The 13,293-nt window shown below is 54.7% G+C and carries 13 protein-coding genes; 7 read left to right on the top strand and 6 right to left on the bottom strand.

From position 1 onward, the window contains the following. Positions 1 to 426: 426 nt before the first annotated feature. The 3 genes from KXD86_RS07555 (at position 427) to KXD86_RS07545 (ending at position 2,974) form a co-directional block, all read left to right on the top strand. Complete coding sequence (locus KXD86_RS07555; protein ID WP_218635428.1) at positions 427 to 1,482, top strand: fatty acid desaturase family protein; 1,056 nt, start codon at positions 427 to 429, stop codon at positions 1,480 to 1,482. Between the two features lie 291 nt (positions 1,483 to 1,773). Continuing rightward, on the top strand, positions 1,774 to 2,076 hold the full coding sequence (locus tag KXD86_RS07550; protein ID WP_228739348.1) for a hypothetical protein: 303 nt from the start codon (positions 1,774 to 1,776) through the stop codon (positions 2,074 to 2,076). A 706-nt stretch (positions 2,077 to 2,782) separates the two neighbouring features. Further along, complete coding sequence (locus tag KXD86_RS07545) at positions 2,783 to 2,974, top strand: hypothetical protein (RefSeq protein WP_218635427.1); 192 nt, start codon at positions 2,783 to 2,785, stop codon at positions 2,972 to 2,974. A gap of 319 nt (positions 2,975 to 3,293) precedes the next feature. On the opposite strand, the gene KXD86_RS07540 is transcribed toward KXD86_RS07545, so the two are convergent. Further along, complete coding sequence (locus tag KXD86_RS07540; protein ID WP_218635426.1) at positions 3,294 to 3,632, bottom strand: hypothetical protein; 339 nt, start codon at positions 3,630 to 3,632, stop codon at positions 3,294 to 3,296. Between the two features lie 440 nt (positions 3,633 to 4,072). Next, complete coding sequence (locus KXD86_RS07535) at positions 4,073 to 4,276, bottom strand: CsbD family protein (protein ID WP_218635425.1); 204 nt, start codon at positions 4,274 to 4,276, stop codon at positions 4,073 to 4,075. 233 nt (positions 4,277 to 4,509) lie between these two features. Between KXD86_RS07535 and KXD86_RS07530 the strand changes: the two genes are divergently transcribed. Together KXD86_RS07530 and KXD86_RS07525 are read left to right on the top strand one after the other, a co-directional pair. Then, the gene (locus KXD86_RS07530; RefSeq protein WP_218635424.1) at positions 4,510 to 5,799 is read left to right on the top strand and encodes a cation:proton antiporter; all 1,290 of its coding nucleotides are present in this window, start codon (positions 4,510 to 4,512) and stop codon (positions 5,797 to 5,799) included. 180 nt (positions 5,800 to 5,979) lie between these two features. After that, positions 5,980 to 6,528 (top strand): outer membrane beta-barrel protein, encoded by a 549-nt coding sequence (locus KXD86_RS07525; RefSeq protein ID WP_512699703.1) that lies wholly within the window; start codon positions 5,980 to 5,982, stop codon positions 6,526 to 6,528. A 6-nt stretch (positions 6,529 to 6,534) separates the two neighbouring features. Here the strand turns inward: KXD86_RS07525 and KXD86_RS07520 are convergent, their stop codons facing one another. Next, positions 6,535 to 7,293, bottom strand: coding sequence for a matrixin family metalloprotease (locus KXD86_RS07520; protein WP_218635422.1), 759 nt, complete (start codon positions 7,291 to 7,293; stop codon positions 6,535 to 6,537). Positions 7,294 to 7,528: 235 nt separating this feature from the next. Here KXD86_RS07520 and KXD86_RS07515 point away from each other — a divergent pair, with 235 nt between their 5' ends. Beyond that, complete coding sequence (locus tag KXD86_RS07515) at positions 7,529 to 8,614, top strand: histone deacetylase family protein (protein ID WP_218635421.1); 1,086 nt, start codon at positions 7,529 to 7,531, stop codon at positions 8,612 to 8,614. 136 nt (positions 8,615 to 8,750) lie between these two features. Here KXD86_RS07515 and KXD86_RS07510 read toward each other — a convergent pair whose 3' ends face one another. The 3 genes from KXD86_RS07510 to KXD86_RS07500 form a co-directional block, all read right to left on the bottom strand. Beyond that, positions 8,751 to 9,242: a PRC-barrel domain-containing protein gene (locus tag KXD86_RS07510; protein WP_218635420.1), complete on the bottom strand. Its 492-nt coding sequence runs from the start codon at positions 9,240 to 9,242 to the stop codon at positions 8,751 to 8,753. 168 nt (positions 9,243 to 9,410) lie between these two features. Beyond that, positions 9,411 to 11,933 (bottom strand): chemotaxis protein CheB, encoded by a 2,523-nt coding sequence (locus KXD86_RS07505; RefSeq protein WP_218635419.1) that lies wholly within the window; start codon positions 11,931 to 11,933, stop codon positions 9,411 to 9,413. Then, on the bottom strand, positions 11,933 to 12,559 hold the full coding sequence (locus KXD86_RS07500; RefSeq protein ID WP_218635418.1) for a PAS domain-containing protein: 627 nt from the start codon (positions 12,557 to 12,559) through the stop codon (positions 11,933 to 11,935). The genes KXD86_RS07505 and KXD86_RS07500 overlap by 1 nt, the downstream gene beginning before the upstream one ends. Positions 12,560 to 12,790: 231 nt before the next feature. On the opposite strand from KXD86_RS07500, the gene KXD86_RS18875 reads away from it, so the two are divergent. After that, the gene (locus tag KXD86_RS18875) at positions 12,791 to 13,288 is read left to right on the top strand and encodes a PEP-CTERM sorting domain-containing protein (RefSeq protein WP_228739347.1); all 498 of its coding nucleotides are present in this window, start codon (positions 12,791 to 12,793) and stop codon (positions 13,286 to 13,288) included. Positions 13,289 to 13,293 lie beyond the last annotated feature (5 nt).

Raw genomic sequence — 13,293 nt, 5'->3', positions numbered from 1 at the left:
GAACCAGGGTTACGACGGGAAGGAATCGACGTAAACCATAAAAGAGTGTCTCGACATCCCTGTGGCGGCGACCAAGTTGCCGGCACTCAAGATGCCGTAGCCGCCTTCAGAGGCCACCCTCAGTCTGGTCAGGACAGGTCAGGGGCCGGAAGTCACCAGCAAGGCCCTTGGACCGGTGGGCTTATGAAAACCGGCCCCATTCAGCGTCACGCTACCAGACACCTCTGGCGTTTGCTGCTGGCTACCGGAACATGGAAAAAGTCAGAATCAACCGATATTACTAAGGAGTAAGCGGGTTAACGATTCAGGGCAGGTCATTGCTCTGCCATTTCATTCGTTATGTGCTTCTGTGTTGATATGTAAATGATCCGGGAACTGGAAATTCCCTGCCTCAAGATTTAATTTTAAGGCAGGGAGGGGCGCACAATGCGTCAGAACGATATCCAGAAAATGAACAGCGGTTTGCCCGAACACAGTGCTGATATCCGGGTAGGCCGGGAGCTGCTTCAAGCCACCAAACCATACGTTGAAGCGTCTTATGTTCAAAGTTGGTGGCAGGTCGGCCCTACTTTTGGGTTAATGATCGCGGCCCTGATAGCCGCCGGGGTGCTTCCGTGGTGGCCGCTTCGGCTCGTGTGTTCTCTGCTGGGCGCGCTCCTGATGGTACGTGCCTTTATCACCTTCCATGATTACCTTCACGGTGCCATTCTCAAAGACTCACGCGCTGCTTACTGGCTTTTTCATATCTATAGTGTTTTTGTCCTCACTCCAACTCGCTCCTGGAGTGCTAGCCACAATTATCATCATGGCCATGTGGGGCAGATCTCAGGCGCCAGTGTGGGAGCGTTTCCGCTTTTGACCACCCGGATCTGGCGGACTTCAACACGGTGGCAGCGCTTAGCCTATCGCGTTCAGCGTCACCCCTTGGTGGTGCTGCTGAGTTATCCGATCGTTTTCGGCCTCAACATCACACTCATACCGTTAATCAAGTCCCCGGCCCAACACCTTGACTCCCTCGTTGCGCTGATCGCTCACTTCGGGCTGATTGGACTGCTTTGGTGGCTGGGCGGCTTCAGCCTGGCATTTTTTGTGGTCCTGCTGCCTATGCTTGTTGCCTCTGCGTTGGGGTGCTACCTGTTTTTTGCCCAGCACAGTTTCCGGCGTATGCAGATTGCTTCGCCCGAAGCCTGGACCTATTACCGGGGGGCCATGGAGTCTTCAAGTTTCATGCGGATGAATCGGGTCATGCAGTGGTTTACCGGGAACATTGGCTTTCACCATATTCACCATCTCAACGTCCGAATTCCTTTTTATCGCCTTCCCGAGGTGATGGCTGAGATTCCGGAGCTACAATCGCCATTGACCACGACCCTCGCGCCGAGGGATATAGCAGACTGCTTTCGTTATGCCCTTTGGGACGAAGACAAACAGCGCATGGTTTCTTATCGGGAGGCCAGCCAACAGCAGCTGTCTGGTGGGTGAACGCTGAAACCCGCTGCGCAGACGCCATCGCGAAATGACCAGGTCAGGCATCGGATATATATCCTGCACTTCTCTGCGGCGGTCCCACCGTTCAGCACAGACGTTATCAGCCAGTCTGAATGTCCGCTTTGTGACCGAACCTTCCTTCCCCTCGGGCTCAAGCGACGTTTGGTGTGCAACCGAACAGACAGACTTCTGTCAGGCCTTCAAAGTTGATAACAGTGCACTGCGATTGCAGGGGTAAAAGGCAAGACCTGACCCCGGGTAATCGATTAGGTTCGGGAGGGCGTCATGATCGGTTTAACTCAGGTATCGCAGGGCAATTATTTACCGACAGAGGGGATGAAGGGGCTTTTGCGGCGGTGGTTTTATCTGAAATTCGTTCAGAAAAAGAGCACCGTTGAACTAATGGCCGTAGCCTGCGATCTTCGAAATAAAAGCGCGTTGAGCATTGTGGCGCTGCTGGACGTCGACGAGCAAATGATATCTCAAGTGGTGGGCAAGAAAAGGCTCATTTTTGTTCAGAACTGCCATGCGTACCTAAAGGGCTCAGTAAACCCTGGGGGGTTGGATTCCGGCTTTTCAAACGACTGATATCTAAAGCTGCCCTTTTTTGTAGCCTGGCACCTATGACATGGAGATCACGGTGATGCCTCCTTCACCACCGTGATCTTTACTTTGTTACGCCGATAGCGGTTTAACCGACGGAAAATCAATATCAGTCGCTAGTGACACCTCTCACTCAGTGATGATGGTGCTATTGAGTTTCTCGCACCGGTTTCTAAGCCGGGCGATGTAATGGAGTTTGAGGCATTAGAGGATCTGATCGTTGCAATGTCTGCCTGCCCGCAGGACATCACACCGGTTAACGGTGACGATAGGGAGATCTATGACCTTAATTTCAGGGTTTACTGAGTCACTGGATGAGTCGCAGAGCAGCTCGCTTGTAATAGCGATACTTGCCCACTATTTCGAGAAGGGAAGGTTAGTTGCTGCCCACTTGAGCTAAGCACCTTTGGCACTCTTCGATAGCGACAAAGGTGTTTGATTAGGTAGTTACTTCCGATGAAACCGAGCAAATGCAGCCGGGAGCATTCACGTGTGCGGTTCAGAGCATTCAGATCTTTTAATTCGCCGCATTCGTTATAGACGCGCGGGGATTAATCGTCGGACGGGGGGTTAACAGGGTGAGGGAGCGCAATGATCCGACTGCTCATGCGTAAATAGATTCCTATTTTAAACCTGAGCGGAGGCCCGAACTTGGCCAGGATCACGACCTTGGAGGGCTTGGCGGCCAGGATTGCGCCTTTGTCAGTGCTCCGACCTTCACCCGGCACTAGTTATCATTTTCCTGTTCTTTTGGGGCACTATTCTGGGGGGTGTTACCGGCATGGTGCTGACGGTGCCGCTGACCGCGTTTTTCGTGGCTACCTGGGGTGAAATTAAGGCCAGCCTGACCCGCGCACTCGATAACGAGTACCACGAAACGTAGCAACGAGTGGTGAGCGATCATGGATTAAGCACAATATCTAACTTATGCGCGGTGTTGTTGTTCATGGAACTTGGCAGCATCCAATAAACCGCCGTTAAACAAGAGATCAGTAAATTACCCGTGTAACTCCACACAAAGTACTAAATTCGTCGTCCGACTCTGAGGTGAAAACAATCTTGCTGAAAACAAGGAAGCAAGAGAATGGGGAAGGCCTCCATTTGCAGGGGAGCCATTAAACAAAGGCGCGGATGCTGGCATGCCTTATTGCCAAACCTGAATGTTCGCTTTGCGACCAAACCTGGAATTTCACATTGCTACGCTACTTCGGGAAATGACGACGTCGTGCGGCTTTAAGCATCGCGTTTCGATCCCCAAAAATCCGGATTTGATGGTTGAGAATTTCAAAGCAGAACGTGTAGTCGTCTCGACCGTCTTTCATCTTCTGAAATTTTCCGATTGCCAAACCATATGCTGTTGAAGGCAATGAAGCACCCTTTACGTGGGTCTCGCTTTTGGCCTCGGTGGAGTTCAGGAAATAATGATACAACGCCGCCTTTATCAAGCAGTTTCTAGAATTAACTGCCCTGAATGAGAAAAAGCCGACAATTAGCGCAGTTACCCAGATCCCCGCGTAAAGCATATTGTCTGGGTAGACCATAATCCCTCTCCCTGATAGCGCACAGTGTACCTTCGAGATGTTCTGTGCGCGCCTGGTATCAGGGGCCAAGCAAGTCCCGGGTTTAACCGGTGGCTTGTGACCCTCTCAATCCGCCCCGGCTTAGCCAAAACCGAGGAAGGAGAGAATTGCTAGAACGATAACTACGGCCCCAACGATATAAACGATATTGTTCATAAGTGATGACCTTTTCCAGAACCTGAATTTTGATTGCGCCGCGTTCCCTGCGGCGGGTGATGCTACTCCCTGTATAGGCTGATCCATCGCCACATCGGGGTTTATATTGATGTATCAGCGTTGCCGGGTCTGTACGCTGGCCCACATAGCGCAGGAAAAATGCTGGTGCGTACGGTCTGGTAGCTCAAATGCTGCCTGCGAAACAAGCCTGCAGGCAGCCAAATCAGAGTTAGGTGGGGGGTATATCAATGCTTGCGGATTTGTTCAAAGTCATTGATTTGCTTCTCTGCTTCCTCTCTGGTGACGCCATAAGCCTGTTGAATCTCGCCCGCCAGCTGTTCACGCCGGCCAGCAATCTCATCGAGGCGGTCATCGGTTAGCTTACCCCATTGCTCTTTCACCTTGCCCTTCAGCTCTTTCCAGTTGCCTTCGATGGTGTCCTTGTTCATTTCAGCTCCTTTGGCCCTCTGGCCAGATAATGGATTCATCGAACGGCGGCCCATTTCCAGACAGAACCTGTGCCACCGTTGTTGCATCGTGCGTTGAAACCGGGTCACGGTCTGTGCGTTTGCAAACACAGGCGTGTTCAAGTGGGATAGCGCACAGAGGCCGGTCTGCTTTTCAGGCAAATTAGTTTGTAGGAACAAGCTTTTGGAACCTGTCTGAGCCCGAGGTTGTCATTTTGAGTAACGCTGTCTGGTTTGTCGCGATCGGAGCCCTGCTGATTCTTATGGGGACGCGCCCGCCGGTGCTTCAGCGTCTGAATCTGACACCGTCCATGGTCTATTTGAGTGTGGGCGTGCTTCTGGGCCCGTTGATTTTTGGTGTCTTTCACTTTAACCCGCTGAAACAGGCACATCTGCTGGAACTGTTTGCCGAGCTCGCGGTGTTGTTATCGTTGTTTATTGCTGGCACCAAGATGCCGGTGCCCTTCATATGGAACGCATGGCGCGTACCTTTGCGCCTTGCATTCATCTCCATGACCCTCAGTGTCGCGCTGACGGCAGCCTTTGGTTACTACGTGCTGGGACTTCCCGCGGGGGCGGCGATTGCGCTGGGCGGCATACTGGCACCCACCGATCCGGTACTCGCAACGGAAGTTCAGGTCCGGCACATGGGCGATACCGACCCCCTTCGGTTTACTCTGACGAGTGAAGCGGGCATGAATGATGGCAGCGCGTTTCCGTTCGTCATATTAGGGCTTTTGTTGCTCGGTGCGCCGGTCAGCAACGAATTGCTTATAACGTGGGGGCTTAATGAGGTTTTGTGGTCAACGGCCTCGGCCATTGTGGTTGGGCTTTTGGCGGGAAGGCTGCTGGCTCAGTGTGTGCGGGGGCAGCGATGTCTCGAGAAACAGGCCCCATTGTTGGATGATTTCCTTGGCCTTGGATTGATTGGCCTGACCTACGGGGTCTGCCTGCTGATCAATGCCTGGGGGTTTCTGGGCGTGTTTGTCGCTGCCATTTCGCTGCGGCAATCCGAAATGACGCTGGCCCAGTCCGAAAAGCCTGGCCAGGACACGGAGACAGCGGCGGACTCTTTCGATCAGCCGCGTGAAACCATCCGCCATCTTCCTACCGGGGTATCGAAAGGCTCGTTGATGTTCAAGGAATCTCTTGAACGCTTGTCCGAACTGGTATTGGTGGTGTTGCTGGGTGGCACGTTGTTCTACGACTCCTGGAGTTTCCGGGCCGTTGGTCTCGGGTTATTCCTGTTTGTGATTGTTCGGCCGGTCAGTGTATTTCTTGGTTTAATCGGCTCCGGGGCACCTTGGCGGCTGCAGATGCTGGTGGGCTGGTTCGGGGTTCGGGGAATCGGTTCTGTCTACTACCTGATGTTCGCCGTTGTCTTCGGCCTGCCGGAAGAATTGGCCCTGGAGCTGATCCATCTCACGCTGGTGGTCGTGGTGCTTTCGATCATCATTCACGGGCTGACCGTCAAACCGATGATGACGCGGTGGTGGGGCCCCTGAAACTCTTTCGTCTCCCTGTGTGTGCTTACGAACAGACGGCACAGTGGTCTAACCCTGATTCTGGAGAGGTGGGCTTGCACCGAATCGACGTTACACCATTCGCTGCGCCCCGACCCGCGTCCGATCTTCATTGGCGCATTATGGAAATGCAATCTGAGTAATGTAAGCAAGGAGCTTCTCATGATCAGAATCAAGACTGCTGTGATCACTTTATGTCTTCTAGGTGCCTTGCCTCTCGCTGTGTCCGCACAATCCGCAGAGTTTGGCCCGCGAGAGGGCGACCGTGAATTCTCGCTCTCCGGAACCGGCAGTAACGACCGGGATTTCAACAGCGGCAGCTTCGGCGTGACCGGTGATCTGGGTTGGTATTTGCGGGACAACGTAGTCGCCGGTATTCGCCAGAGTCTCAATTATGCCGATATCGAGGGCGAGGGCGTTACCGATGATTTCTGGAACGGCTCAACCCGGGGGTACCTCGACTATCAATTCCTTGACGATCGTGCGCGACCCTTTGTTGGTGCGAGTCTGGGCGGCCTTTATGGGGATGGTGTCAAGGACAGTGCCTTTGCCGGCCTGGAGGGAGGATTAAAGTATTACGTGCAGACCAAGACCTATTTCCTGGCCCGCGCCGAGTACCAGTTTCTGTTCAGCGACACCAGTGATGCCAGTGATGCTTTTCAGGATGACGGCATCTGGGCCTATACCGTGGGTCTGGGTTATAACTTCTGAACACGGTTACAGTGCTGATTCGGTAAGACCCGGGTCGGTGCCGGTGACCAGTTGACGGTCGCTGGCCCGATGTCCGTACAGGCGCTGTACACCGCGCAGATCACCTTGCTGCAGCTCGGGGAAATTCTCGGTGTAGCGAAAACCCATCACCTGCCCGGATGGGCCGGGGTGGTCCAGCCCGATGGCGTGGCCGATTTCATGAATCAGCGTATAGCGAATATCGTAGGTCTCCGTGTCGCCATCAAAGCCGATTTTCCAATTCTGTTCTGGGTTCAGGCAGACCAACGACTGGTTAATGGCGCGCACACCGTCTTTCTCCCTGGGTCCGAAGGTGACGTTGGCGAATGCTCGCCGACGCGGCTGGCCCTGGGCGCCAAGGATTATGTCTGCCTCTTGGGCATTGGCAATCCGGTAGAACGAAAGGTTAGCTGCACGCTCCCAAACCCGGAACGCGGCGGCGGTTTCCTTTACTAGCATCTCAAAGCTCAGATCCCGGCTGGACAGCGCTCTCATCGGCGCCAGAACGCCACAATTGCGGGCGTTTTCAAAGTCCAGCGTTTCATCCGCGAAGGCGTAGCTGATCTTTGCACCCGTGCCCAATTGCTGCTCGCCCCATTTCACCAGATAGCCTTCAAGCTTAAGCAGCCGGTAGCCATCCTGTTGTTCTGAGGCAAGCAAGGGCAATGACAGGAGCACACAGGCGGAGACTGTCAGGATTTGACTGAGCCGTGAGAAGCGGTCGCTCGGTATCGAAAGACGGTTCATGGGAAAAGACTAAGGGTAACGGCGGAAGATGTCGATGGTAATTTGGTGGGCGGATGTTGATGAGGGCTGATTGTTCAGCTTGAGAATTCCTGCAACAGACGGTTGTCATGATTCAACTGCTATGTGCATTGGCGTACCGAAGACTTGGCTCTTGTTTAATAAGCTCCAACATACAAAACGTTTTCGAACATTCCGGTTCGTAACGGAAAGCGCCCATGAGGGAGGCTCCAGAGCTATGAAAGCTATGACAGCAACAGTATTGGTCTACTATGACATGCGGATGCTCGGCCACAATCCGCATGGATGGGACCCCAGCCATCCCGCCTGGACAGAGGCGGTCAAGGCCATGATTAACCTGCAATATCCCGGCAGCAACCTGGAAACCTACACTCACCCGGAGCGCCCGGAACGACTGACAGCGATCGTTGACCGGCTGATGCTGGAGCCAATTGAAGGGGTGCGCTGGATGCTGCCGACGGCGGTCACCACGGATCAACTGGCGCGGGTTCATGACAAGGACTATGTCGCTCATATTGAGTCATTGAAAGGGGACTCCTGCTGGCTGTCCAAAGACACCACGGCAGTGTCGCCAGGAAGTGTGGAGGCGGCTTGTCTCGCCGCTGGCGCGGGAATCAGCGCAGTCGAGGCCATCTCGACGGGTGAGGCCCGCCGGGCGTTTTGTGTGCTGCGGCCGCCAGGCCATCATGCCCATTCCGACCATGCCTCGGGCTTTTGTCTATATAACAACCTCGCCGTTACCGCTGCCCATGCGCGTGAAAGCCTTGGCTATCAGCGAGTGATGATCTGGGACTGGGATATGCACCACGGTAACGGTACACAGGAAATCTTCTATTCCGATCCTTCCGTGCTGGTGATTGATAGCCACTGTGCGGCGCCTTTCTATCCGGGCAGCGGTTTGCAGAGTGAGAAAGGGGCCGGGGCCGGCATCGGCTATCAACTCAACGTTCCGCTGCCTCTGGGTATCGGCAATGCGGCACTGCTAAAAGTGTTCGATGAGGTGGTAGAGCCTGCGGCGAGGGAATTTCAGCCTGATCTTCTGCTGGTGTCTTCAGGCTTTGATTGCCATTACCTCGACATGACCTGCACCATGGATGAAACGGGCTTTGCGATGCTTACCCAGCGCATGAGCGACCTGGCAGATGAGCTATGTGACGGCCGTCTGGTGCTTTTGCTTGAGGGTGGCTACAACGCCCAGGCCCTGGCTGATAGTGCTCATGCGGTGGTTAAGGTGCTGGCGGGTAGTCGGGTGAATGCCTGCAAAGTCATCCCGGAGGATCCAAGCTGTAGCGGATGCGGCTAACCGTTATCAAAAAAAGAATCGGCTTGTTGACTTGTCGGGCACCCATAAAAAAGGGCAAGGCCTATTCAGCCTTGCCAAAGTACGCTCTCAGATTGTGAGCATTAATCAGATTGCCTTAATGTCGACCTGGTCGGGTTTACTTTTGAGTTTCAAATTCCGGGGCCGACATCAGGGTTTCACGGGACTGGTCAATCTTCAGTTCCAGCTCCGTGGCCTTGCCGACTTTCTGCACTTCATCCCATCCGATCGCAACATCCTTGTCACCCATTCCAAGGAACCCGCCAACGCCGATGACGACGCCGACAACCTGTCCATCCTTGTTAATGATGAGATCTTTCACTTCGCCGACTTCTTCGTCGCCGGAGGTAATCACTGTGACACCCATCAGATTACTCGCCTGTAGGCCGTTGGCAGGGGTGTTAGCCATGTAGCCACGGCTCTTTGTGTAGGACGGATCTGATTGAGGTGCCTTGGATGCGGATTTCATATCACCCTGGCTTTTTTGCACATCAGGCTGTGACTGCTCAACCTGCTGGCTGGTGGACTCCTGTGCGAGAACTGCGCTGGATCCCAAGGCGATGGCTGGCGTGACCAGTGCATAAAACGCGTATGAACGCATATTTTTCATTGATTTCTCCGTATTCCTCATCTGGACTTAGTCCCCGTCAGCGTCATTGCCGAGCGCGGTCTGAACTACGGCCTTACATCGAATTCAGGATGAGGTTCCAATCTACAACGGGCAGGGCGCCCGGTCTGTTCGCTAGACCACCAAAGGGGGAGCTTTGGGGAGGTGAGCCTATGTCTGCGGTAGCGAAGAGTCTTTTCGCAAGCTTGATTCCAGTGCCTTGGTGTCCGTGATATCGACCATGGTCATAACCACGCCGTCGATCACGTTGTCCAAACGACGGTAGGGCATGATGCGGATAGAAAACCAGCGGCCCTCATTGGTTTCGATCTGCTTTTCACTGACAACGAGCGTGCCGAGCGTGTTCCGGGCATCGTCTTCCAGTTCCGGGTAATGCAATATGGTGGTCAACTCGCTGATCGGCCGCCCCACATCGCTCTCCCGCAGGCTGATGATGTTGGCTGCGCGGGCGGTGTACCGGCGAACGTTAAGGTTCTGGTCCATAAACAGGATGGCAATTTCGATACTGTTAAGCACGTTCTGCATGTCGCTTTGTGCCAGCGCCAGGTCGTCCAGTTTGGTTTGCAATTCCGTGTTGATGGTTTGCAGCTCTTCGTTCATTGACTGCATTTCTTCCTTGGACGACGTCAGCTCCTCATTTGCCGACTGAAGCTCCTCGTTGGTGGATTGCAGTTCTTCATTGGAAGCCTGAAGTTCTTCACTGGACAGCCGGGCCTCTTCGCTCAACTGTTCAATGGCCTGCTGGTAACGCAGGATTTCATCGGACTGATTGGCGGCCGGTGTTGCAGATCGTCCCAACCGTTTACGACGGGTAGTGGCAGGGTGATCCCGGAACACCACCATGGTCATGCCTTTGAGTGCCGGCGGTTCGTTGAGTGACTGCACGGTAACGTCTACCTGTTGCGTGCCGGCGCCGGTTTCCACGGCTAGGTTGCGCAACTCAATCGGGTCTCGCTGTGTGGCGGACTGTTTCAACGCGGTATACAGAGGCGTACGCAAACCCTCCCGTGCCATGGCATGGATATTCCAGTTGGCTTTGCCGGCGGCCGGCTCCAGGTATTTACCGGTGCGCCCGCTGATGTAGACGATATCCGCATCGCGGTTAAGCACCACGGCCGCTGGCGAATAAACCTGCAACAACAGTTGGTCTGCGGCGCTCTGAAGATTTTCTCCGTCCCTGGTCGGAAAGGTGGGCGCCGACATGGGCTGCTCCCTGGATAGAGTGGAAAGGGGTGGAAAGGATTTCAACAGAAAACTGGAGCCGCTGATGGAGTCGTGGGGCAGTCTTCGGTAGAGCCGCAGCCGTTGCCTGAGTGGCTTGAACAGATGGTTCAGCCTGCCCACGGTTTCTGAACTGCCCAGCATCAGCAAGCCGTTGTTCCGCAGGCTGTAGTGAAACAGCGGCAGAAGCCGGCGTTGCAACATGGGGTCAAAGTAGATCAGCAGGTTACGGCAGGCCAGTAGGTCAAGTTTGGTGAAAGGTGGGTTTAGAATGACATCGTGTTGGGCGAACAAGATCTTGTCGCGAATGGTCTGGTTTATCCGGTAATGATGGTCGTCTTTTGTGAAAAATCGGGTCAGGCGCTGCTCGGATACCTGGCCCTCAATCATCGCGGGATACCGACCCGCCCGGGCCACGGTGATGGCTTCGAGGCTCAGGTCCGAGGCAAAAATCTGAAAGTTGGCCTGCTTTCCAGGGTTGAGTCGTTCCAGAGCCTCGGTAAAGGTCATGGCCAGGGAATAGGCCTCCTCACCGGTTGAACAGCCCACCACCCACGCCCTCAGCTTCTCGCCGGGTTCAAGTTGCCCGATCAGTGGTTCAAGGGCGTCATCGCACAGGTAATCCCAGGCCTCGGGATCTCGGAAAAAAGAGGTTACACCAATCAGCATTTCCCTGAAAAGCAACTGCACTTCCTGGTCATTGTTCTCAAGGTATCGTGCATAGTCTGGCAGAGTCGCAACGCTATGGATCGCCATGCGACGCTCGATTCGGCGCAGGAGAGTGCTGGGTTTGTACAGGGAAAAGTCGTGCCTGGTGTGTCGCTGCAATATGTCGATGATGGCTTTGATCGGCTCCATCTGTTTTGCCGGTGGTCCATCCTGGTCAGGCTCGGTAACACATTTGTCGTAGGCCAGGATGCGGCTGGGCAACTCGCTGGCCGGGGCAATAATATCCGCACAACCGGTGGCAATGGCGTTTCGAGGCATGGCATCGAATTCGGCCGAGCTGGGCTCCTGCACAACGGTCAGGCCGCCCACGGCGCGAATGGCTTGCAGCCCCAGCGTGCCATCGGAGCCCATTCCTGAAAGCACCACCGCAATTGCCCGTTCATTGTGAGCGCTGGCCAGAGATGAAAACAACACGTTGATGGGCAGCCGCATGCCCCGGGGTTCCCGGGGCTTATCAAGCTTCAGCCGATCGTTCTCAACGGTCAGTTCCGCGTTGGAGGGGATGACATAGACACGATTGGGTAGGATTTTTTTGCCTTGCAGGGCTTCTTGCACGGGCATGGCAGTCACCCGCTGCAACAACTCCGGCAGCAGGGCCTTCTGGGTCGGGTCCAGATGCTGAACCACGATAAAGGCCAGGCCAGTATCCGTTGGCATATGGCGCAGAAACTCTTCGAGTGCCGCCAGACCACCAGCTGAGGCTCCGATTCCGACAATGCGCATCAGGAGCGGGCGGGATGCGTGTGCGGAGCCGGGTAGTGGGACATCGCTATCATAATCAGGTCTCGGCTCGAAATGAGGCTCGCGTTGATCGACAGCTCAAAGCTATCGTTGCCGGCAAGCCAGGCCTTGCAAGTTGCCACGGCCCCGGGCGTCTCAAGCCTATCTAACAGATTGGCCACATCGCCACGGCCCGGCGGTGCCAGGTATTGGGTCAGCGTCTGTTCCTCCGAATGCTCCGGCGTGCACCCCAGCAGAGCGACCGCGGCAGCGTTGCTTTCAATCACGCGCCCATCGCGGGATACCACCAGATAGGCCATTGGCGCGAATTGATACAGCGCCTGATAATGGGCCAGCTCTTCAGTAAGCTCGGTTTCACTGGTCTGAAGTTGTTCAAGCAGCAGATCAAGCTCCACCTGGTGGGTTTGCAGCTCATGCAACAGCTTCAGTGCATCGGCCGCAAATTCGGGGTCACTGGCCCGGCGGTATAACAGCGCCAGTGCTTCAACCCCCAGGGCGCCACCCCCGATTTCAGTAACCTTGCTGGCGCCGTCGCGAATCAGATCTTCAGCGTGTAGGCGGAGTTGGGCACGGTTTTCCGCCCACGAAAGTCCATCATTGGTTGTCATTATCGTTTCCTTCATATCGCAACTATCTGCTGTTGCCACTCCCATACTACTCCGGGGGTGCCGCCTTAAACAGCTGCCATGCCACGTTTGCTCAATATGGTGGCGTGTGTGCGTTAACGAACCGACCCCCTGACCGGCAATTGTTACATTGGGTGAAATAAGGAGGGTCCGCCTTGGGCCGCCAGACGAACCGGCGTGGTGAAGTGATTATTGAAAACCAGGAAACCGGATTTGGTTGAATTCCTTAAAAGCTGTTTTGTTGGCTTCGGCAATCCACGGGAAGGGTTTTTTTTGAAAACACTACTACGAATCGTAATCATCGCGGCGACAGTTGGTGCCTCTGGCCTTGCCCACCCGACCTTCATCGACATTGTGGCCAACCCGGGTGGAGCGTTAGTGCCCGTTTCTGGAGACAATAGGTACGCGGTTCGCCACAGGGGCGCGTTTTCATTGAACCATTCAGAGGTATACAACACCGCCTCTACCGCACTTAGTGAGTCGTTTAGAGCTTTTTATTCGGCGGGCTTTGGCGAACTCGACCCTATGATTCTAAGCCTGGACGACAATAGTCGAGTCGATGATGACCATGACGACATGCTCGTTATGATGAGGGCCTTCAGTATCCCGGTTCCTGAACCAGGCACACTGGCGCTCTTTGGGCTTGGATTGGCAGGTCTGATCTGCTCTCGCAAGCATCCATTGAAGCGAAAGGTTACTTTTGAAAACTAGGAGGT

The sequence above is a fragment of the Marinobacter arenosus genome (assembly GCF_019264345.1).
Classification (GTDB): Bacteria; Pseudomonadota; Gammaproteobacteria; order Pseudomonadales; family Oleiphilaceae; genus Marinobacter; species Marinobacter arenosus.
Note: the sequence above shows the minus strand (reverse complement) of the source record. Positions and strands in the feature narration are given on the sequence as shown.